Source organism: Amycolatopsis sp. CFH S0740 (assembly GCF_004522315.1).
Classification (GTDB): domain Bacteria; phylum Actinomycetota; class Actinomycetes; order Mycobacteriales; family Pseudonocardiaceae; genus Amycolatopsis; species Amycolatopsis nivea.
In genome coordinates this window covers 146,368-167,846 of record NZ_SDLS01000016.1, presented here as the reverse complement: position 1 = coordinate 167,846, position 21,479 = coordinate 146,368, and the positions used below count along the sequence as shown (strand labels likewise).

Genomic DNA, 21,479 nt, shown 5'->3' with positions numbered 1-21,479 from the left:
CGGATGTCGGGGCGACCTCGGCTGAGGTCCGGGTCAACGCCGACAGCATCGACACCAAATGCTTCCTGCTCACGCTGCGAATGTCGTTCTCCGGCAAGCAATCCACTGTGACTCCACCTCGCAGCACCCGGAAGCGTCTTCGCAGGGCGTGTCACCGCGTTCACCGAGGAATGGAGCTTCTCTCCCGAAGGCGTCAGTCCTCATTCTGGAGGTCCGTCAAACGCTCTGGCCTAGCCGATATCAATGCCCCAGGGCTCGCCAGAGGCCTGATGCGAGCCGGGACGGCTGACCGGAGCGGCGCTCCAGGCGATCGGCGGTGCCGAACGCCACTGTGCCGGCATTGACGCCGAGCCACCGCAACGGCTCTGGTTCCCATTTCGGCGACTGGTGCCCGACCCACGGCAAAGAACGGATCTCGCTGTCGAGATCGAGAATCTCCGCCGCCAGTGTGCGCCCGGCAAGGTTCGCTGTGGCAACACCGTCGCCCACGTATCCACCCGCTTGAGCGAACCCGGCCCGGCGATCGTAAGAGACAGACGGCAGCCAGTCCCGCGCGATGCCCAGGTTCCCGCCCCACGCATGCGTGAATTCGATTCCCCTGAGCGGCGGGAAGAGTTCGCCGAGGATGCTGCGGAGCATGGCGTGAACACTAGGGTCGTTGTCGAAGCGAGGAGCAACTCTGGAAGCGAAGTGGTAGGGAGCACCGCGCCCGCCGAAGGCGATCCGGCCGTCGGCGGTTCGTTGCCCGTAGATTCGCAGATGGCGCTTGTCGCTGAACGTGGGGCGATCCTGCAGGCCGATCTCCTCCCACACCGCTGCAGGCAGCGGAGCGGTCGCGACCATCAGCGAGTACATCGGCAAAATGTCCCGTCGTGCGCCGGCGAGCCGCGCCGTGTACCCCTCGGTCGCCCGCACCACGACTTCAGCGGTCACGCGTGCCCGTTCGGTCTCGAGTCGGCGGGATTCAACCCCAACGACGCGAGTGCCCTCATAAATCTGCACGCCGGCGGCGCGCGCGGCGTCCGCCAGACCGCGGACCAGCTTCGCCGGCTGCAACGCCGCGCAGTGCGGTGTGAAGGTCGCACCGCGGGCGTCGGCCATGCGTATCTGATCGACGAGTTCGCGCGGCTCGATCAGCCGCATGTGATCGGCGCCGAACCCCCACTCGCGCCAACCGGCCACCTCGTTGCGCGCTCTCGTCCACTGCGCCGCGTTTCGCGCGACGGAAAGGTACCCGCCAGCTCGGAAATCGCAGTCGATGCTTTCAGCCTCGACGACGTCACGGATCTCCCAGACGGTGTCGTTCATCGCCCGTTGCATTCGGACGGCCGCGGTCCTGGAACTGATGCTCGCCACCTTCCGCATGGTGGCCGGGAAGATCGCCGAGCACCATCCGCCGTTGCGGCCCGAAGCTCCGAACCCGACGAACTCGCTCTCCAGCACTGCGACCCGCAGCGACGGATCGGCCTTGGCGAGGTAATAGGCCGTCCACAAGCCCGTGTACCCGCCGCCGACGATCGCCACGTCGACGTCGAGATCGTGATCGAGAGTCTCTTTGGCACTCCCATCGCCACCTGCGTCGTCGTGCCAAAAGCTAAGACCGGCACCGGCACGACCGTTGTCGTCCACGATGGCTCCTTGGTTTTCGCGTAGTCTTCGGGTTCATCAAGCTGGTTAGATGCCTAAGTCGCGAAGAGTTGTTCCCGCTCCGCAGCTACAGCGAGGGAGGGATGTTCTTCAGCCGCGCTGCTACAGAAATGGCACGGCTTACGAGATGGTCAAGTGCATCGGTCTCGGTGGAACCCAGCGGGTTGTCGTTGTCTGGCCCCGTCACGTGGCCGACTCCATAGGGGTTGCCGTCGGCGAACTTGACCGAATCGGTATAGCCGGGCGAGACAACAACGCCACCGAAGTGATGGATGCTGTTGTACAGGGCCAGCAGCGTCGATTCCTGCCCGCCGTGGGGCGTCTGGGTCGCGACGAAGCCGGCGTAAACCTTGTCCGCCAGTTCTCCGGCTGCCCATTGGGGACCGAGCGTGTCCAAGAACTGCTTGAACTGCCCAGCGACGTTGCCGAACCGAGTCGGTGTACCGAACAGTACGACATCTGCCCAGGTGATATCGGCCGCGGTCGCCGCGTGGTGCCCTCCCGGCGTTCGGTCCTCTTGCGGCCGGAAAGACTCGTTGCTTTCCAGCCAGCCACCTGACGCCGCTTCCGTCACCGGACGCAACCGCGCCTCCGCACCCTGGTCCTCAGCCGCCTTGTACAGGTGCTCGGCCATCGACCTGACAGTGCCGGTCCTCGAGTAGTAGATGATGCTCAGCTTAACAGCAGACATTGAGGTCCTTTCTAGGTAACGCCGGACGAAGCACGGCCGGTTGTCAGGCAGCTCCCCGGCGGCGGTCCGCCAACACGGGGAAATCGGCGCGCATTCGGCGCAGGGCAGTGATGTCGACGTCGGCGACGATGACCTCCTCGCTGTCGCCTGCCATCGCCACGACATCGCCGTTGGCGTCGATGATCTGGCTGCGACCGCCGAGCACAACACCGTTGTCGACGCCGACGAGGTTGCACTGGGCAACCACTGTCTGGTTCTCGATGGCACGCGCGCGACCCAGCGCCGCCCAGTGAGCGATGCGAGCCTCCGGCCATGCCGCCGCGACCAGGTTGAGCTCGACCCCCTGGTCGACGAGCTCCCGATAGAGCTCGGGAAAGCGCAGGTCATAGCAAGTCGACAGGCCGGCACGGACAGTGGCGGATCCAGGCACGGCGAGGTCAAAGGCGCTCGTGCTGGTGCCGGCAGTCAGCAGACGTGGTTCACCGGCGGCGAAACCGAACCGGTGGATCTTGCGGTAGCCGGCGCACTGCGAACCCGACGGATCGAAGACGGGCGCGGTATTCCACAGACGTGGTTCACTGACGCCCGCCTCCCGTTCGATGAACGAACCGCCGTGAAGCCAGATGCGTCGCCGACGCGCCAACGCCGCCAGTTCGCTGCAAAGCGCACCGTCCAGCTCTTCGGCGTGCCGGGCCCAACTGGCGTAGGCGAACCCGCCATGCGCCCAGAGCTCGGGCAGCACGACGAGGCTGGCATCGCCGGCGCTGCAAACGAGGTCAGCTGCTCGCCGCAGCCTTGATGCCACCGGCTCATCTTCGACGTATCGCATCTGGATCACCGCGACGCGCAGGATCTGCGGTCCGGTCGGGCTCGCAGTTGCGGTCATCGCTTGCTGCGGCCCAGCGAATAGCCTGCGGCGAGCGATCCGATGCTCGCCGCGATGACGCTCACCACCGCCGGGCCGGCAACATTGGCCGCGGCGGCCACGCTGACGCCGGCTGCCGCCACGCTGACCACGACCGCCGCCCAGCCTCCGGTGGACCGGCTGCGTTCAGCTCGCGCCTTTCGCGCCACCTTGATCAGATCCAGCGCTTCGTCGGCATCCGCCTGCCGATTCTGAGCAGCCGACGGAACGGCGGCGACCGGGGCACCCGTGTCACCGGCGGGGCTGCTCGTGGCGGGTGCGCCGGCCATGAGCTCGGCAAGGCGCTCGGCGAAGGTGCCGACGATGGCCGTTGCCGCGTCCTCGATGACACCGCGTCCGAACTGAGCCACCTTGCCGGTGATGTTCAAGTCTGTCTCCACCACCACCTTCGAGCCCACCCCGTCCGGCAGCAGGCGTGCGGCGATGCTGGCTGAGACATTTCCTTGCCCGCGGGCATCCCTGCCGGTCGCCTTGATCACCGCACGGTGCGCCGATTCGTCTCGTTCCACGAATTCTGCGGAACCTTTGTACTCTGCCGTGATCGGGCCGACTTTGATCTTGGCCTTGCCTTCGAAGGTGTCGCCGTCCACACCGGTGATCGCCGCACCCGGCAAGCACGGCGCAATTCGCTCGAGGTCCATGAGGACCGGCCATGCCTGTTCCGGCGGAACCGGAAGCTTCAGCTCGTTCATGATCTGCATTGAGGACACCTTTGTCTGGTTAATGCGATGACGTAACTACGGGAGACTTGTGGAGTTACGGCTCGCGCGGCAAGCCGAATCGGAATTCTGGATCCCCAGGCGCGAAATCCCCGCCGTATTGCAGTCGGGATGCCATTTTGCGCACCTTCTTCAGGTATCCGCGCCCCACCGCGAGTTGCCGGCGCTCCCATTCTTTGAGCCGTTGCACCCGACCCTCCGCCGAACCGGCCAGCGCGTCAGTCAGAGTCCAACCGTCGTAGGCAGCCTTGGCGGCACCGGCCGCAGCGTGTGGCCGCGGAGTGATCGCGGCGTCGCCGACAAGAGCAACCCTGCCGTGCACCGTCGATTTGACGTTTGCGTCGCTGACCACCGTGACGAATGGGAGCGGGGAGGCTTTGACGACCTCACGGAACATTGGAGCCAGTGTCTCGCTTCGTCGATGAAGTTCGGAAAGGGTCCGAGGACACAGCGCGTGCGCATGGACCGACACCGGCAGCCGGATCCCGTGGCAATCGCTCATGATCTCGTCGAGTTCCGGACCAGTCGGCACATTCCAATACCACTGGAAGTTCAGCCGCTTGACAACGCCTGGCTCTTCCCCGGGGATGGGGTACGCGATCAAATGCCCATTCGGAAGATGACCGTAGGTGAAGGCGTTGTCGAAGAAATTCCAGGTGGCCTCGGGAAGATCGGCGGGTTCGACCATGCCCCGCCAGGTCACGTAACCGGCGTACTGCGGCGTCACGCCCGTCAAGCGCTGGCGCACAGTCGACATCCCGCCGTCCGCGCCCACGACGAAGCACGCGTTCACGTCACTGCCGTCGGCGAACCGCAGCTGGACCGATTCGCCGTCCTGGGCGAGACCGACCAGGTTCTTGTCGAGGTGGTATCGGTCGGTGCCGAAAAGTTCAAGGAGCCGACGATAGATGCTGTCGTAGCTGGTGAACCGCCACTCGGCCGAGACAGCCCCTCGTTGCTCCCCCGTGATGGCGTCGACGTACTGCATCGTCGACGACGACACACTCACCGCATCGATGTCAGTCGACGCCCGTTCGACCAGGTAGCGGACAAGCTCGGGTTGCACGACGATGCCGTTGCCGAGACCGGAGAGCACACGGCTCGACCGCTCGTAGACGTCCACCGTGAATCCCGCATCGCACAGCAACAGCGCAGTGGTGAGGCCGCCGATCGATCCGCCGATCACAGCGACGTGGGTGATCTCCATTGTACGGTTCCCTCAGTTGCGCAAAGCCATTGCGATCGGCCGCATAGGCGCGCCACTGGCGCCGCGCAGCCGGATCGGTGCCGCGATAAGGCAGAACTCGGTGACACCATCGGCGGCGAGCTCTTCCAGGTTGAGCAGCTCGATCATCGGCACGCCTGACTCGGCCAGGAAGTGACAGTGTCCCGGAAGCCAGTTGTCCTCGTGCTCAGAAGGGCCGACCTCCACGCATTCCTGGTCCGAGCCCACAATCGAAATGCCCTGCGCGGTGAGCCAGCGTGCGGCGTCAAGGCTCACGCCGGGCGGATTGCCCAACGTCTTCGAGCCGTCGGGCCAGTGCGACATCCGCCCGGTCCGGACGAAGGCGACGTCGCCCTCGTTCAGGCTGAGCCCGGTCGCGCCGAGCGCTTTCTCCAGGTCCTCCACGGTGATCGCGTACGAGTCCGGCAAGCACGCCACCTCATGCTGACCGGCGACGTCGAGCAGGACACCGCGGGTGATGACCGGCGGGATCTGTTCGGCTCCTCCCTTGGTCCACGCACGGCTGCCCAGGTTCGACTCGACGTCGAAGTTGTTGTAGATGCGGCCGTCGATACCGAAGTGGTTCAAGGCGTCGATGTGCGTACCGGTGTGGGTGTACATGAAGATGACGTCGCCGGAATAGCACACGTGCCGGTTGACGGACTCGCCGACGCCGTTGAGGTTGTCGACGGCAGTGCCTTGAGGTGTGTGGCTCATGAAGATCTGGTAGCTGGGGTCGCCGGCCCCCTGGAAGCTCGGCATTCCCACGAAATAGTCGATGCTCAGGTCGTACACCCGGCTCGCGTCCGCCCGGGCCAGCACGTCGGCCCGGACGGTCGGGCTGAGCCGGTTCAACGCACCCAATTGGTCGTCGGCTCCCCATTCACTCGTGCCGACGGCGACTCCTGCCTGCTGCCCCATCACAGGTCGCCGATCTCGAAGTCGACCACCGCGCGGTCGGCGAACATGGGCAGCAGCTTCTCGACGACTTCGAGGTGGAACGGGTCGTTCGAGTACCGGTCCAGATCCGTCCACGAGTCGAAGTCGGTGATGAGCGCGCCGTCCCACGGTGCACCGTTTTCGCCTGTGTCCCCCTGGTGGGAGCCGACGGACCAGCCCTTGATCACCGGGAGTTTGCCCGGCAGCTCATTCAGGATGCCGACAATCTTTTCCTGAGAACTTCCGCTGGCGACGCGCCACACGAAGACATGACGAACGGCCACAATGAATTCCTCTCGTTACACTGCATGGGTTCCGTGCTCGGGACTTCAACCAGTCTTATCCGCTGACGCACGGAGTTGTATTGCGTTGACGGACAAGTCAGCTGCGGGGTTTGTGCGTCAGCTGACATCGCATGAAGATGTCCTCCGGCCGCAGCGGCAGGCGATCAGTGTGGGACCCGTCGCCAAGAGCGTCGTCGAACGCACTGGCCACCGCGGCTCCGACCGCAATGATGCCGACTTCGCCCAGGCCCTTCGCGCCGAGCGGATTGTCCGGCGATGGTGCGTCCTCCGTCGTGAAGATGTCGACGTCTGGCATCTCCAGCGCGGCGGGCAGGAGATAGTCCATAAAGGACGTAGCGGTCGGCTGGCCATCGTCCTCGTAAGTGAATTCCTCGTACAGCGCCCCGCCGATGCCTTGGACGGCCGCGCCGATGATCTGGCCGCGAGTCGTCATCGGGTTGATGATGCGTCCCGTCTCCGCGGTCGTGAAGAAGCGCAGGAACTCGTGGCCGCCGGTCTCCGGATCGACCTCGAGTTGTACGAGCGTGACGCCGTACGGGTAGTTCATCAGATTGTTCCGGTAGACCGCGTCCGCACGCAGACCGGGTTGATCGTCGGCGAGGCGTGCGGAGTATGCATCCCAGCGACCGGCGATCTCGAACAAGCTGAGCCGGGAGTCCGCCCCCCTGACTGTCACCGCTCCGTCCGCCAACTGCAGATCGGCTTCATCGACTTCCAGCATGGTGCTGGCGAGTCGCTTCGCCTTCTCTACGACCTCGATCGCCGCCATCCGCGCGGCGCCCCCGGCCAGGACGGTCGACCGGCTCGACCACGAACCGATGCCGTCGGGAACCAGTTCGGTGTCGCTGTGCTCGACGTCGACCAACTGGGGATCGAGCTGGAGTTGCTCCGCGACGATCTGGGCGAGAACGGTTTCGACCCCCTGGCCCACGGAGGACGCGCCGGTGAGCACACGGACCCGACCGACGGGACTGACTTCGACAGAGCCCGTCTCGTAGAGACCGAGCCCTCCCTTGTCCATCAGCACGCCGAAGCCCACGCCGACGTACCGTCCCTCGGCCCGCAACGCAGCCGCCTCGGTGACCCATTCGTCCCAGCCTGCCTCGGACAGAGCGCGATCGAAATGATCGACAACGTCGCCGGAGTCGAAGTGGAAGGGCTCGTGCACGATGTCGATCCCGGGCGTCCACGGCAAATCCTTCGCCCGCAGCAGGTTTCGTCGGCGGATCTCGACCGGGCTGATTCCGACAGCGGCCGCGGCCAGGTCGAGCAGCCGTTCACGGGCGAAGGTCGATTCGTACCGTCCAGGAGCTCGATAGGCGGCCAGCGGCGTCTTGTTGGTGAAGACGGCATGCAGCGTCGCCTCGTAGCTCGGAACGCGGTACGGACCGAACACGATACCGGTCGTGATGTCGCTGACCAGTGGCTCGGTCTGCCGGAAGAACGCGCCGTGGTTGTGGAAGATCTCGTCCCGCATGGCCAGGATCTCACCTGCGCCGTTCAGCGCGAGCCCCATGCGATGCACCTGCTCGCGCGCGTGCGACGTGGCGACCATGTGCTCCTGGCGGTCCTCGACCCATTTGACCGGCCGCCGAAGGCGCCGCGCAGCCCACGCGGCAACGACGTACTCCGGGAAGACATCGCCCTTGACACCGAAGTTTCCGCCGATCTCCACGTGCCGCATGCGGAGACTCGTCTCGGGCATGCCGAGGATGCGCGAGAGAACCCGCATGTTGCCGTGAACGTGGACGGTCCCCCAGATGTAGAGGATGTCGCGACTCGGGTCGGGTTGGACGACAAAGTTGCGGGTTTCCATCGGGACGCCGGAATGCCGGCCGACGGTGTACTCGTGACACACGACGTGGGCGGCCTCGGCGAACGCGCCGTCGACGTCACCGTAAGCCTTCTCGATTCGCGCGCCTTCATTGCCGTACCCGGGGAAGAGGTCGATCTCCGATTCGAGCGAGCTGACCGGATCCAGCAGGACAGGCAGCGGCTCGTAGTCGACGCTGACCAGTTCCGCGGCGTCTTCGGCCAGGTAAGGATCGTCCGCGAACACCGCCGCGACCGGCTGACCGACGTAACGCACCCGATCCACGGCCAGCACCGGCTGGGTGAAGGCCTCGAGGTTCGGATAGATTTCGTGGTAGCCCGCCTCCTCCAGCGGCACGGTGCCGATGCCGGTCAGATCCTCGCCGGTCAGCACGAGGCGGACCCCGGGCTGGCTTCGGGCCTCCTCGACGTCGATCCCGGCGATCCGGGCGTGCGCCTGGGTCGATCGGACGATGCGTAAGTGCAACTGTCCGGTGAGATCGATATCGCCGGCGAAGGTCGCCGACGCGGTCAGGAAACGCTCGTCTTCGCGGCGCCGAACCGGTTTGCCGATCCAGCGTTGGGGGCATCGCTGCACTGGCGGCTGCCCGGTATTGGATGAGTTCGTCGTATCCGGCACCACCTCAGTATCTAGAGGAATGCCGCCGCCTGCGTTTGCAGACAACGACAAATCGGCCCGGCGAATAGACGTCATGTGCAGACGCGCTGCCCCGGGCACGCCACCACAATGGCGGAGGCAGACCTTCTGCCCACTCCACTTCACAGGACTCACCCAGGGAGCACCGTGTCCGCCACCGACGACGCCGCACCTTCAGACCAGCAGAGCCTCACCCCGGAGCAGGAGATGCTGAACTGGGGTCGCCTCCTCCTCGACGGCGTCCCGTTCGCCGACCTCATCGGAGCCCGTGACCGCCCCAAGGGGATGAGCTGGCTCAATTACTGGCTGGGCCGCTCCAAGGAGTACGAGGAGCTCGCGAACAAGGCGTTCTCCGAGGGGCACCACCTCTCGGCTGGCGAGTACTTCTACCTCGGCACCCTGGCCGCCCAGTACGGCCAATTCCTCTGGTTCGGGCCTGAGCGCGGCGTGGCGCAGCAGCGCAAGGCCGCGCTGTACCGCCAGGCCGCGCCTCTCCTCGACCCGCCTGCTCACGAAGCAGATCTGGTCATCGACGGCGTCCCGGTGCGGGCATACGTCCGTACGCCGAACCGGCCGGCGCCCCATCCTGCGGTGATCATGCTTGGCGGCTTGGAAAGCACCAAAGAGGAGAGCCGCCACATGGAGGATCTCGTGCTTGCGCGCGGGATGGCCACCGTGACGTTCGACGGTCCGGGCCAGGGAGAAACGTTCGATTCCCGGGCCCTGGCAGGAGATTTCGAACGCTTCACCTCCGCGGTGGTCGACTACCTCACCGACCGGGACGACATCGATGCCGCCGCGATCGGCGTGCTGGGCCGAAGTCTTGGCGGAAACTACGCCTTGAAGTCCGCCGCCTGCGACGACCGGATCGCCGCCTGTGTCAGCTGGGGCGGGTTCTCCGACATGGACTCCTGGGAGGCCGAAACGCCCATGACCAAGGAGAGCTGGCGATACGTGAGCAAGGTCGAGACCCTCGACGAGGCCCGTGACCACGTCCAGAAGGCGACGGAGACCCGCCATGTTCTCGGCAAGCTCCGTTGTCCCACCTACATCCTGCACGGAGCGCTCGACGAGGTGCCGCTCAGCTTTGTGGACACTGTCCGCAACCACGTCACGAACGCACCGCTCACCATCGTGGTCGAGAACGAAGGCGATCACTGCTGCCACAACCTCGGACTGCGACCCCGACTGGCGATGGCCGACTGGATCCACGACCAGCTCGTCAAATAGCCCATCCAAGTACGCCGAGAAAGGACTACGCCGATGACCGCGATCCGTTCCGTTACGACGTCCGAAGCTCCGCTGGAAGTGTGGCAGCCGGAGGGGGTCACCGTCCTCGACGGCAACCCTCATGGGCACGGATTCACCCTCTTCGAGCAAACCGTCGGCCCGGCGTTCGCCACCGGCGTATTCGCCTGCCAGCCGTCGACCACTACGTATGAACTCACCTCGAACGAGATCATTTACGTCTTGCAGGGGTCGGTAAGCATCGCACTCGATGGCCAGGAAGCGGTCGAGCTCACCACCGGTGACCTGGCGCTGCTGCCCAAGGGACATCAATCCACCTGGACCTTCCACACTCCCTTCAAGGAAGTGTGGTTCTTGGTGGACTGACAAGACAGTCGGCAAACTGATTCAGAGCGCGGGCGTCGGGAGGCTGGGATCGGTCGTCGAAGACGGCTCATCCCGGCCGATCGACGCCACGAGCTTGGCCAGCCGCAGTGCGATCGGCAGCTCTTCTCGATGCATCGCCTCGGCACCGATCTTGGACTCCGCGGAGCGCAGCCGATACGCGACTGTCCGGCTGTGCACACCGAGTCGCTGGGCAGTGGCCACCGCGTTCTCGCCGACCGCGAAGTACATGTGCAGAGTCTCGACCAGCACATTGTCCGGGTCGAAGACGTCGCCCAGAGGCTTGAGCTCGTCCAGGACGAATGCGCGCGTCGCAGGCAGATCGTGCATCGCCAAGGTCTCGAGCACGACGTCGTCGTACCAGACCTCTGCCAGCCCCAGTGCCTCGGCCACGATTCGCGCCTCGCCCGCCTGCCGATGGCTCAGCCGGAATCCTTCGAGCCCTGCACCAACAGCACCGAACGCCACTCTCGCGCCGGCAGGCCAGTCGATGCCGGCCAGCCGCTCGGACGGCTTGCCCTGCCGAGCCGACCACGGCAACCATACGTAGCTGTCGCCCTGCGCGGTCACGCCGAGCAACGGCCGACGCCCCTCCTTGACCCCGATCAACCGGGCAACCGCGTCAGGCTGCGCGCCCCATACCTGAGCTGCCAGGTGAAGGCCGTCGAAGGTGTACTCGAGTTCTGCGGTATCCACCGGCAAGCCAGCGAGCAGCGCGTTCAGCGTCGACATCTTGCGCCGTTCGCGGCTCTGCAGCGCGTAGACCGAGCTCTCCTGCTCGAACGCTTCGATAATGGCACCCGAGATGATCTCGTTCCACCCGTAGTGGTGTGCGCTGGCGCGGCGCAGAACCGCTACGCGCTCCTCAGTGTCCTCAAGCAGGCGATGCGCCTCCTCGAGCACGAAATCCCAGGTCACTGACTGCGCGACACGCGAGGCCTGCAAGAACAGCGGCAGGCTTATCCCGGCACGAGCGGCCAACCGCACCTCGCGCAGGGCCTCGTTGGAGGCCCGGACGGATCCGGCGCTGCCGACGGCGATGTAGTCGAGCACGTCGCGCAGCGACGCCGTGATTGCCTCGGACTCCGCCACCGACAACTGCTCATTGCCGGCCAGCCTGTACTCGGCTGGCTCGGTCTGCAACCGCCGGCGGATCACGTCGTACAGCTCGGGTACGCGTTCCCGCACCGCGTCGGTCACTTGCCGAAGTCCGGATTCAATCGACACGTTCGCATCCTAGGACCTGCGTGAACGCCGAGCACAGGCTCGGACCGGTCCGGGGTTCAACTACGCTGCAGGTTGTGTTCGACGTCGACCCTATCCGCGCCACGAGCCGCGCACTGGCCGAACGGCTGCCGGAGCTGACGGCACTGGTCCGCCGCCGCTTGCGCGAGAAGGTTCCGACCTACGCGGCCGACCTCGACCCGGCATTGAGCGTCCACGAGACAGAGCGCATAGCCGCCGCACTGCAGTCGTTCAGCGACGGCATCTCCGGCACGCCGGAGCCAAACGAGGACGTGATCCGCGAAGCCACCAGCGAGGCGCGCAGCGCCGCCCAGGCAGGACTCGATCTCAACAGTCTCATCCAGACCTATCGCGTGGCGCAGGCCGTGATCTGGGACGTAGTACTGACCGAAACGGCGTCACTGATCCCGGACCCGGACCAGCAGTTGATCGTCCAGAAGCACATGTCGCAGTTCCACTTCCGCTGGAACGACACCGTTGTCTCCGCCGTGGTGCGGGCCTACCAGGACGAGCAGCGCCGGTTCTTCTTCCAGTCCCGCGATCGGCGGCTCCGCTCGGCGCTGCGAGAGCTCATCGCTGGCCGAACAGACGCGCTGCCGGACGTCGCCTATCCGCTGGCCGCGACCCACCTTGCTGCCGTGGTCTGGGGCGACCGGCCCGAACGCACCATCCAGGACATCGCCACCGCGGCTGGTACTGAGGTGGTTCTCTCGGTCGAGAGCATCTCGGCAACGACTCTGGCCTGGTTCGCACTGGACGACCACATGTCGGCACAGGAGCGTCTGCGCGCCGGGTTCGTACCGGCTATCGGCACCGGGGTCGCCTTCGGCAGGCTGGCGGCCGGACTGGCGGGCTTCCGCACAACCCATCATCAAGCCTGGCGCGCCTATCGTGTCGGGTGGCTGACGAATTCCCCGGTCACCCACTACGCGGACATCGCACTGGAGGCGTTGTTCCTCCGCGACCTGCAAGCCACCCGTGACCTGGTCACCCAAGAGCTCGGCCCGCTCGACCTCAGCGACCCGCGGACGGAACTTCTGTGCGAGACCATGCGGGTGTACTTCGCGGCGGGCTGCAATGCCGCGAAGGCCGCAACCCAGTTGCAGGTGCACGAACGCACCGTCGCATATCGGCTGCGGACTGTCGAAGAACGACTCGGCATGGATGTCATCAGCCGTCGCAACGAACTCGTTGTCGCGCTGCGGCTGCTCACCGCCCTACGAGCGATATCAAGCACTACATCGCCGGTCGGTCCGGTGGTCCGGATCTGACCGACGCCAGGACCGAGCAGCCAGGCGATACTCAGATGTGCGCAACGACGGCACGGTCGTTGTCGTGCATTGTGGAGCGTGAGCGGCTGCGAGCGAGTCATAGTGAATGCATGAACAGTTCGGCCATCGGGACGCCGCTATGAAGCCGCCGTCGTTCGACTACGCCGTCGCCGATTCCGTGGAGAGCGCAGTCAGTCACCTGCGCGAGGCGGGAGAAGACGCGAAGCTCCTGGCCGGCGGTCAGAGCCTCGTACCGCTGATGAACTTCCGGCTGGCTCGCCCCTCGTTGCTCGTCGACGTCAACCGAATCCCGAGACTGTCCGACATCGTCGTTGACGACGACTTTGTCCGGATCGGTGCGCTTACCCGGCACCATCGCCTCGAAACGTCCTCCACGATCGCCAAACACATACCGCTGCTCCGCGAGGCCGCGGGCTGGATAGCACATCCGCAGATCCGCAATCGCGGGACTATCGGCGGATCGCTGGCACATGCCGATGCGTCGGCGGAACTGCCGGTCGTCCTGCTCGCCCTCGACGCGACGGTGACGGTGAAATCACCTGATCATGACCGTCACCTCGCGGTCGGAGACCTGGCGGTCGGTCATCTCGTCAGTTCCCTGAACCCGGACGAAATGATCGTGAACGTCGAGGTTCCGAGGTTGCCGGCGCGCACAGGTTGCGCCTTTACCGAGTTCGCCCGCCGCCACGGCGACTACGCCGTGGGCGGCGCGGCGAGCGTGCTGACCTTCGACGAGGCAGGCATCTGTACCCGAGCACGGATCACCGTACTCGGCGGCGGTGCCACGGCGACCCGGCGCGATGAGGCGGAAGCCGCCCTCGTCGGCACGTCGGTCACGTCGTCGGACGCGCAGACGGCCGGGCATCTCGCCAGCGCGGACCTCGAACCGATGCCCACGCTGCACGGCGGCTCCGAGTACCGCCGGCACATCATCACGGCAATGGTGTGCCGGGCCGTCAACACCGCTGCCAGCCGAGCGAGGAGCACTCTGTGAACGGATACGACGTCACTGTGGTCGTCAACGGGCAGACGTACGAAAAGCGGGTCGAACCGCGCCGTCTTCTGTCTGACTTCCTCCGACATGACCTGCACCTGCGCGGCACCAGGGTGGGCTGTGAGCACGGCGTGTGCGGGTCGTGCACCGTCTTGCTCGACGGCGAGCCGGTGCGGTCGTGCACCACGCTGGCCGTCCAGACCGACGGCTGCGAGGTTCAGACGGTGGAGAGCCTCGCGGAGTCCAGTGGGTCCGATATGCACCCCTTGCAGGAGGCGTTCTCCGAATGCCACGCGCTCCAGTGCGGGTTCTGCACGTCCGGTTTCCTGATGACCTTGAAACCGGTGTACGACAGCGGGGCATCCTTGAGCCGCGAGCAGGTCCGAGAGACGATTTCGGGAAATCTGTGCCGGTGCACTGGATACCAGCAGATCGTCGAGGCGACCGAGCTCGCCTTGCAGCGGCGTGACGAGGACAGCTGATACGCCATTTTCATCGTGTATGAGAAAACGGGCCCCCGGTTGCGGTGGCCCGTTTTCTCATACACGAAACAATCAGGTCCGGCCGAGGATTTCCGCGACGACCTGATCCGCTGTCTCCAGCGCACCCTCTATGTATCCCGGAAAGCGCAGCGAAACATCGGATCCCGCGAAATGCACTGCGCCGTGCGGATCGGCCAGGGACTTGTGCACCTTGCTGAACTGGCCGACCCTGGGCGACACCCACGGACCGAGAAACAACGGATCACGAGACCAATCGTGGTAGTCCACTCCCGTCACGACGGCTTCGGGCAAGTAGTACTTGACCGCGGCAGCGACGGCTTCGCCGTCGGCAGGATCCAGCGAGCTGGAGTCGGTGAACCCCACCAGGATTCGGCCTCCGTCTTCGGCGGGCAGGTAGTCGTAGAGGGTCGGCAGTACACCGTCGCCGGTACAGGACATCCCGGCCGGCACGTTGCTCACCTGGATCAGCAGCTTCAGCCCCCGGCAGCCGTGTCCGTCCTTCACCACCGCGGCCGGTCCGGCGGGCAACGGCGGATCGAACTCGACGTTGCGCCAAGTGTTGAGAGGCGTGGCGACGACAACGTGGCGGGCGTGGAGGAGTTCGCCGCCGTCGATCACGACCTCCGCTCCCTCCGGTCGTTGCCTGATCGCATTCACGACAGCACCGAGCCGCATCGAAGGAACGTCGGCCGCCATCGCCTCGACCCACGCGGAGGTGCCGTCGGAAAGCACCTCGTCGAGGGACAACACGATTCCTAACACGCTATAGCCGTGTGCGGCGATGAACTGCAGGGCCCATAGCGCCGACGCCTCGGAGACAGGTTGCCCCAGCATGTTCCAGCTCCATGACAAGACGAGCTGGCGCGTCACGGGAGGCAGCTTCAGCGACTCGACGTAGTCGAGCAGCGGGATGTCCAGGTCGTCGAGGCCCTGGCGATCCAAGCCGGCATCGACGTCGATCCGGTGCGCGTCGCGCAGCAGGCGATACAAGCCGCCTTCGGCTTCGGCCGCCTCCTCGATGGGAATCGGGAACGCCGAATTATGGCCACCGGGACCGAGCCTGTTCTGGAATACGGTAGCCGGTGCCGCCGGCTCGGTCCGCAAGCTGTAGCGGTCGATCTCGGCTGCGACGCGCGGATGGTGGTGCCGTGAGATGTAGGCGCCGCCGAGTTCCACCCACACCGACGGGGAAGTCCGCGATCGGCGGCGATACGCGCGGCCACCGACCCGATCGCCCCCTTCGAGCAGAAGCACGGACTGACCCGCCGCGGCAAGTTCGCGCGCCGCGCGCAGACCGGCGAATCCCGCACCGACAACGATCGTGTCGTAAACCATCACGCCTCTTTTCCGGTATCGCTGCGACGTGCTACCAGCTGCCGTGCCGCCATGATGAGCATCATGGCGGCGATCGCCGCCGGAGCTACCCAGGTCATGTAGTCCAACGGGGTTCCGGTCGGGTTCACGATCGAGTTGACATACGAACCTCCGATGCCGATGACCCCGACCACGCAGGCGATCGTCCTGGCCACGGTCAGTTCGCCGGCACGCCTCAGCAGCACCATCGAGCCGATGCAGATCAACACGTACGGCAGCACCCACAAGTAGGGGAACAACGTCGCGAGATACTGATACACCTCGAACGGCGTCGCCTTCGTCACCGCGCTCAAGACGATGGGAAAGACCAACGCCACAATCCCGATCGTGAGGATCGCGGCCGCCGGAGTGTGAGTCCGGCGATGGACGCGTCCGATGCTCGCCGGCAACAGCCCTTCGCTGGCCATCGTGGCCCACACGCGGGAGGCGTAGTTCAGGAAACCGACTACGATGGCGTAGGAACTGAGAACCAGCGCAACATCGGCGACTGGCGCGAGAAAACCCAGCCCGGACTTCTGTGCCATAGCCGAAATCGGCGATTCGCCCGCGGCGATCTGGTCCCCGATCGCGCCGAGCGAAGGCACCGACAGCAGCGATGCCAGGACCGCGATGCCACCCACGATCAACGGGACCCTGATCATCAAGCGCGGCACGGTGCGCATGGGGTCCGCGGTCTCCAGGGCGGTGGCCGCGCTGGCCTCGAACCCGACGAAGAATGTTGCGCAGAGAACGAGACCGAGAGTGAACCCGCCCATAGAGAAATCACCGAACGTGAACTGGCTGCCGAAGTCGAAACCCGGCGTGAACAGATTCGCGACGAGCACGACAACGACAACGGGAGCCGACAGGATCAACAGCCAAATGCTGATCTTCACCGAGGTGTCGAGACTGCGAAATGCCAGCAGGCCAGCCGTCGTAATCGTCACCAGGTAGATGACTACTTGGCCGGGCAACGACGTGGCGCCCGAGAACCCGAACACCGAAGACATCATGCTGCTGGCATAGAGGCCCAGGACGCCGAGCATCACCATCATTCCCACCGCATAGCCGACCGCGAGCGAGGCACCGGTCACGAACTTCGCGGAACGACCGAAAACGTGACCGATGTACGAGTACAGCGCACCCGACACCACGAACCGCCGGGCGAACGGCACAATGGCCACCCCCACGCACGCCATGACCACGGCCCCAGCGAGCGCGGACAGCCATCCGGACGAGCCGGCGGCCCCGCCGACGAACGAACCCACGGTGGCCGCAGTCAGGACTGGGCTGAAGACCACGATCGCGAGTCCCATGGCCTTGCCCATGCTCAACGTGCCGCGCTCGAGGCCTTCGAGACCGTCCTGGCCGCCGTCAACGGCGCCTGTCAAGGGAGACGTCTCCGCTCCGGTTTGAGGTGAATCCATCCGGTTCTCCTTCTCTGCATCTCGGTCGCGGTACCGTCTGACCGCTTCGAGTGACCGAGATAACTATTGACGCTGCGGATGGGTATTCCACCGGCGAAGCCTCACAAAGCCTCGGACGAAGTTGTCGCAGTCTGCATATGATCAAATTGCAGCGACTACAGTGCCGCAAAACACCGGAAGAGTTGATGCTTCCGGTAAACGTTTAACAAAAGATCGGCACGGCTCGCAAATTGATCGTTTCGACTATTTTCGTGGTCTTGCTGGAGCACTCGGCTTGACGCTGAGGTCATTTGACCTCAGCGTCAAGGCGACTGCTCAACTGACCGACTGCGCTTTCGGCTGTTCACGGGATTTCCTGATCGCGTCGAAGATGCGCTCAGGGGTGGCGGGCAGTTCTCGGATGATGGCGGCGAAGGGCGTCAATGCGTCGTTCACGGCATTGAGGACCGCTGCCGGGGCTGCGATGAGCCCAGATTCGCCCATACCCTTGACGCCATAGGCGGTGTGCGCGGAGGGCGAGCACAGATGGGCGATCTCGAACGGAGGCGAGACGTCCATGGTCGGGACCTGGTAGTCGAGCAGCGTGGTGGTTTGCAACTGGCCGTCGCCGTCGTAGACAAGCCTCTCGAAGAGCGCCGCGCCGATTCCCTGGACCACCCCGCCGCGAATCTGGCCGTCGACGATGTCGGGATTGATGATGGTGCCGGCGTCCTCCACGGAGTAGACCTTCTCCACCTTGACGAAGCCCGTGAACGCGTCCACCTCGACGATCACCGCGTGGCCGCCGTTGGAGAACATCGGCCGGGACGGATCGTAGGCAGCCGTGGCTTCCATCGCCGGGTCGAATCCATCCGGCCAGACAGTGGAGTCGAAATAGATGGACGTGCAGATGTCGGTCACACTGACGGAGGCGTCCGGTACGCCCGCGACACGTGCGCTGCCGTCCTCCAGCTGGATGTCGTCCGGGGAGGCCTCGAGCATCGATGCGGCGACAGCGATGATCTTCTCCCTCAGTACGTGGGCGGCGCTGCTCACGGCACCGCCGGCTACCACCGCGCCCCGGCTGCCGAGGGTTCCGCTGCCGTACGCGTGCGAAGTCGACTCGCCTGCCCGCACAGTGACGTTCTCGTACGGGATTCCGAGCATGTCCGCGGCGACCTGGGCCATCGTCGTCCGGTTTCCCTGGCCCTGCGTCGTCAGTCCGATGGTGACGGTGGCGCATCCGTTGGGATCCATCCGGACGGTCGCGGTGTCGTGATAGACGTCGGGGAGGCCGTGAACGGCTCCCATGGCCGTGCTCTCACCGCTGCTTTCCACGAAGACGCTCAACCCGAGGCCGAGGTAGCGGCCCCGTTCCCTGGCCTCGGCTTGCCGGGCGAGGAACGCCGGATAGTCGACCATCTTCTCCAGCATGTTGATGGTCTCGAGCCAGCTTCCTTCGTCAAAGCAGATTCCCTGTGGATTGACCCAGGGAAATCCCTTGACCACGTTCTGGCGCCGGAACTCGAACGGCGACATGCCGCACGCCCGTGCCGCCTCGTCGGCCAGCGCCTCCCGAGCAAGCGTCCCGGCCATGTATCCGACTCCGCGGTAGGCGCCGACCGGGCACTTGTTGGTAGCAGTCGCCTCGTACACGTAGGTTGTCGCGGGAATGTCGTAGACGCCGGTCGGCGTGACGGCCGCCGCGCACCAGGGCTCGACGGCCATGGACCAGGGCACCGAATGGTAGGCACCGCCGTCTCCGAGAGCGTGGGTTCTCACGGCGGAGATCCGCGCCTGCTCGTCGAGGGCGTAGGCGATCGTGACGAACTGCTCGTGCGCGTGGGTCGCCGCCATGAGGTTCTCGCGGCGGTCCTCGACCCAGGAGACCGGCGATCCCAGTTCACGTGCGAGCAGCGGGATGATCAGTTCCTCCGGGTACAGGTGCGCTTTCTGCCCGAACCCGCCTCCGGTGTCGGGGGTCAGCACCTCGACCCGGTGTTCGGGGAACTCCAGGTAGGCAGTCAGGCAGTACCGCACGTAGTGCGGCACCTGGCTCGACGTCCAGACCCGGAGGTTCTGGCTTGTCCAGTCGTAGTCGGCGATACATCCGCGGGTCTCCATGGGCAATGCCGCCAGCCGACCGGTGTAGTAAGTCGCCTCCACGACTCGGTGTGCCTCGTCGAATGCGGTATCGACGTCGCCGAACGTCGCTCCTCCGAGCAGGCCGATGTTGTCGCTCAGCTGCTCGTTGGCGGCCGGGCCTCCTTTGCGGGCCGTCAGTGGGTCGACGACGACCGGCAGCTCGTCGAAGTCGAGGGAGACCAGATCGGCGGCATCTTCGGCCACTGCACGGCTGTCGGCGACAACGACCGCCACCGACTCGCCGACATACCGTACGACGTCGGTGGCCATGAGGGGCATGACAGTCGGAACGCAGCCCTCGACGTTGAGGACGCCTTCGACACCGCTGCAGAACCGGGCCGCATCGGCACCGGTCCATACGAGGTGGACGCCGGGAAGACCGGAAGCTGCGCTGGTGTCGATTCCGGTGATCCGGGCATGAGCAACCGGGCTGCGCACGAAGGCCGCGTGCAACTTTCCGGGCAGCCGCACATCGGCGAGATACTGCCCGCGGCCGGTCAGCAGCCGAGGGTCTTCATGCCGTTGTACGCGCGCCCCCACGGCCCGTGCCGCGACCTGCGGTGTCTTCGAGTGCGGCCCGTTCACCTGGTTCGTCTGGTCAGCTGCGGTCATTGGCCGACCTCGTTCGCGTTGCCGTGCGCCGCGTCCAGAACAGCTTCGACGATCTTTTCGTAACCGGTGCAACGACACAGGCAACCGGACAGCCCGTCCACGACTTCCTCTCTGGTAGGCCGCGGATTGTGCTCCAGAAGTGCCGTCGCCGACATCAGGAACCCGGCCGTACAGAAGCCGCACTGCAACGCGTGCTGCCGACGGAACGACTCCTGCAGCGGAGACAGCGAGCTTCGTCCGGCCAGGCCCTCCACCGTGCGCAGCTCGTGGCCGTCCGCCTGTGCTGCCAGCATCAGACATGACCGCACCGGCTTGTCATCGAGCAGCACGGTGCATGCTCCGCACACTCCGTGCTCGCAGCCCAGTTTCGTGCCGGTCAGCCCGAGTTGATCTCGGAGGTGATCGGCCAGGCTGTCCCGTGCGGCGACCCTGGTTGTGGTCTCCCGCCCGTTGACGCGAATCGTCACGTCGAGATGCTCGGCGGGTTGGGCTTTCGTGGTCATCGACGACCTCCTGCGTCTGCTACGGCGCGCTCGACAAGTCCAGCGACGAGATGAGCGCGGTACTCACGGGATCCGTGGATGTCCGAAATGAAGGACAACGAGGCAGCTGCTGCCTCGCCGGCCGATCTGGCGGCATCTCTGTCCACATCGGACCCGATGACGGCCTCCTCGGCGGCCGTCACACGCTGGAGAGTCCCTACCGCCGCGCCCACGGTGATCGTCGCCGCAGTGCACGTATTGGCGTTGAACTCGAGGCGCACGCCGACCAGCGCCAGGCCGTAGTCGCCCGCCCTGCGCGCCACCTCGTGGAAGCTCCAACCACGGGCGTGGGTCGGCAACCACACGTCGGTGAGGATCTCGTCCGGCCGGATACTTGTCATGTAAGGGCCGAGGAAGAGCTCTTCGGCCGGAATCGTCCGGCGTCCCCGCACGCTCTGCACCTCGACCGCGCCGCCCAGGGTCAACAGCGCAAGCGGCCACTCGCCCGCGTTGTCGCCGTGCACGATCGAGCCGCCGATGGTGCCCCGCGACCGGATCTGGACGTGCGCGATGTTGCGCCCTGCTTCGATCATCAGCGGCAACCGCTCGCGCACAAGGGGCGACGTAATCACCCTCTCGTGCGTGACCATCGCCCCGACACGCAGATAGTCGCCCGCTTCCTCGATCCGGTCCAGGCCTGGTATCCGTCCGATATCGACCAGCGTCGACGGGATGGCGAGCCGGATGGCCAGCAGCGGCATCAGGCTCTGGCCACCAGCGACGATCTTGGCGTCATCGTCTGCGTCGAGCAGGGCACACGCCTGTTCGATGGTTCGCGGTGCGACGTACCGCAGCGCGGGTAGCTTCACGGCGCCCTCCTGTCGGGTTCGGCTG

At 65.4% G+C, this 21,479-nt stretch carries 19 protein-coding genes; 5 read left to right on the top strand and 14 right to left on the bottom strand.

Annotation, left to right across the window (positions count from 1 at the left end):
• Nucleotides 1-240: 240 nt before the first annotated feature.
• The 8 genes from EIZ45_RS26050 to EIZ45_RS26015 all read right to left on the bottom strand — a co-directional run bounded on the left by EIZ45_RS26050 (nt 241) and on the right by EIZ45_RS26015 (nt 9,002).
• A complete protein-coding gene (locus tag EIZ45_RS26050; RefSeq protein ID WP_037817315.1) occupies nt 241-1,629 on the bottom strand; it encodes an FAD-binding oxidoreductase in 1,389 nt (462 codons plus the stop codon).
• 85 nt (nt 1,630-1,714) lie between these two features.
• Complete coding sequence (locus EIZ45_RS26045; protein WP_037817314.1) at nt 1,715-2,338, bottom strand: flavodoxin family protein; 624 nt, start codon at nt 2,336-2,338, stop codon at nt 1,715-1,717.
• A gap of 43 nt (nt 2,339-2,381) precedes the next feature.
• Nucleotides 2,382-3,224 (bottom strand): carbon-nitrogen family hydrolase, encoded by an 843-nt coding sequence (locus EIZ45_RS26040; RefSeq protein ID WP_051171846.1) that lies wholly within the window; start codon nt 3,222-3,224, stop codon nt 2,382-2,384.
• The gene (locus EIZ45_RS26035; protein WP_037817313.1) at nt 3,221-3,964 is read right to left on the bottom strand and encodes an SRPBCC family protein; all 744 of its coding nucleotides are present in this window, start codon (nt 3,962-3,964) and stop codon (nt 3,221-3,223) included. The genes EIZ45_RS26040 and EIZ45_RS26035 overlap by 4 nt, the downstream gene beginning before the upstream one ends.
• A gap of 55 nt (nt 3,965-4,019) precedes the next feature.
• Entirely contained in the window at nt 4,020-5,189 is a 1,170-nt protein-coding gene (locus EIZ45_RS26030; RefSeq protein ID WP_037817312.1) for an FAD-dependent monooxygenase, read from the bottom strand.
• Between the two features lie 12 nt (nt 5,190-5,201).
• Nucleotides 5,202-6,128 (bottom strand): cyclase family protein, encoded by a 927-nt coding sequence (locus EIZ45_RS26025; protein WP_037817311.1) that lies wholly within the window; start codon nt 6,126-6,128, stop codon nt 5,202-5,204.
• Complete coding sequence (locus EIZ45_RS26020) at nt 6,128-6,430, bottom strand: Dabb family protein (protein ID WP_200864238.1); 303 nt, start codon at nt 6,428-6,430, stop codon at nt 6,128-6,130. Before EIZ45_RS26020 ends, EIZ45_RS26025 begins: the two co-directional genes overlap by 1 nt.
• A 97-nt stretch (nt 6,431-6,527) precedes the next feature.
• The gene (locus tag EIZ45_RS26015; RefSeq protein WP_200864239.1) at nt 6,528-9,002 is read right to left on the bottom strand and encodes a xanthine dehydrogenase family protein molybdopterin-binding subunit; all 2,475 of its coding nucleotides are present in this window, start codon (nt 9,000-9,002) and stop codon (nt 6,528-6,530) included.
• A 66-nt stretch (nt 9,003-9,068) separates the two neighbouring features.
• On the opposite strand from EIZ45_RS26015, the gene EIZ45_RS26010 reads away from it, so the two are divergent.
• Both EIZ45_RS26010 and EIZ45_RS26005 read left to right on the top strand, forming a co-directional pair.
• On the top strand, nt 9,069-10,151 hold the full coding sequence (locus EIZ45_RS26010; RefSeq protein ID WP_276323840.1) for a S9 family peptidase: 1,083 nt from the start codon (nt 9,069-9,071) through the stop codon (nt 10,149-10,151).
• A gap of 33 nt (nt 10,152-10,184) precedes the next feature.
• A complete protein-coding gene (locus tag EIZ45_RS26005) occupies nt 10,185-10,535 on the top strand; it encodes a cupin domain-containing protein (protein ID WP_037817305.1) in 351 nt (116 codons plus the stop codon).
• A gap of 21 nt (nt 10,536-10,556) precedes the next feature.
• Here EIZ45_RS26005 and EIZ45_RS26000 read toward each other — a convergent pair whose 3' ends face one another.
• Entirely contained in the window at nt 10,557-11,780 is a 1,224-nt protein-coding gene (locus EIZ45_RS26000; RefSeq protein ID WP_043829521.1) for a CdaR family transcriptional regulator, read from the bottom strand.
• Nucleotides 11,781-11,854: 74 nt separating this feature from the next.
• On the opposite strand from EIZ45_RS26000, the gene EIZ45_RS25995 reads away from it, so the two are divergent.
• From EIZ45_RS25995 to EIZ45_RS25985, 3 genes are all read left to right on the top strand, one after another.
• On the top strand, nt 11,855-13,069 hold the full coding sequence (locus EIZ45_RS25995; protein ID WP_037817417.1) for a CdaR family transcriptional regulator: 1,215 nt from the start codon (nt 11,855-11,857) through the stop codon (nt 13,067-13,069).
• A gap of 139 nt (nt 13,070-13,208) precedes the next feature.
• Nucleotides 13,209-14,084 (top strand): xanthine dehydrogenase family protein subunit M, encoded by an 876-nt coding sequence (locus EIZ45_RS25990; protein WP_037817301.1) that lies wholly within the window; start codon nt 13,209-13,211, stop codon nt 14,082-14,084.
• Nucleotides 14,081-14,566 carry a (2Fe-2S)-binding protein gene (locus EIZ45_RS25985; RefSeq protein WP_037817299.1) on the top strand — a complete coding sequence of 162 codons (486 nt, stop codon included), beginning with the start codon at nt 14,081-14,083 and terminating at the stop codon, nt 14,564-14,566. Before EIZ45_RS25990 ends, EIZ45_RS25985 begins: the two co-directional genes overlap by 4 nt.
• A gap of 72 nt (nt 14,567-14,638) precedes the next feature.
• Here the strand turns inward: EIZ45_RS25985 and EIZ45_RS25980 are convergent, their stop codons facing one another.
• The 5 genes from EIZ45_RS25980 to EIZ45_RS25960 all read right to left on the bottom strand — a co-directional run bounded on the left by EIZ45_RS25980 (nt 14,639) and on the right by EIZ45_RS25960 (nt 21,454).
• Nucleotides 14,639-15,922, bottom strand: coding sequence for an NAD(P)/FAD-dependent oxidoreductase (locus EIZ45_RS25980; protein ID WP_037817297.1), 1,284 nt, complete (start codon nt 15,920-15,922; stop codon nt 14,639-14,641).
• Nucleotides 15,922-17,256, bottom strand: coding sequence for an APC family permease (locus EIZ45_RS25975; RefSeq protein WP_205673408.1), 1,335 nt, complete (start codon nt 17,254-17,256; stop codon nt 15,922-15,924). The genes EIZ45_RS25980 and EIZ45_RS25975 overlap by 1 nt, the downstream gene beginning before the upstream one ends.
• 426 nt (nt 17,257-17,682) lie before the next feature.
• Nucleotides 17,683-20,103: a xanthine dehydrogenase family protein molybdopterin-binding subunit gene (locus EIZ45_RS25970; RefSeq protein WP_051171848.1), complete on the bottom strand. Its 2,421-nt coding sequence runs from the start codon at nt 20,101-20,103 to the stop codon at nt 17,683-17,685.
• Complete coding sequence (locus EIZ45_RS25965; RefSeq protein WP_037817294.1) at nt 20,100-20,606, bottom strand: (2Fe-2S)-binding protein; 507 nt, start codon at nt 20,604-20,606, stop codon at nt 20,100-20,102. The genes EIZ45_RS25970 and EIZ45_RS25965 overlap by 4 nt, the downstream gene beginning before the upstream one ends.
• Nucleotides 20,603-21,454: a xanthine dehydrogenase family protein subunit M gene (locus EIZ45_RS25960; RefSeq protein WP_037817292.1), complete on the bottom strand. Its 852-nt coding sequence runs from the start codon at nt 21,452-21,454 to the stop codon at nt 20,603-20,605. Before EIZ45_RS25960 ends, EIZ45_RS25965 begins: the two co-directional genes overlap by 4 nt.
• Between the last annotated feature and the right edge of the window lie 25 nt (nt 21,455-21,479).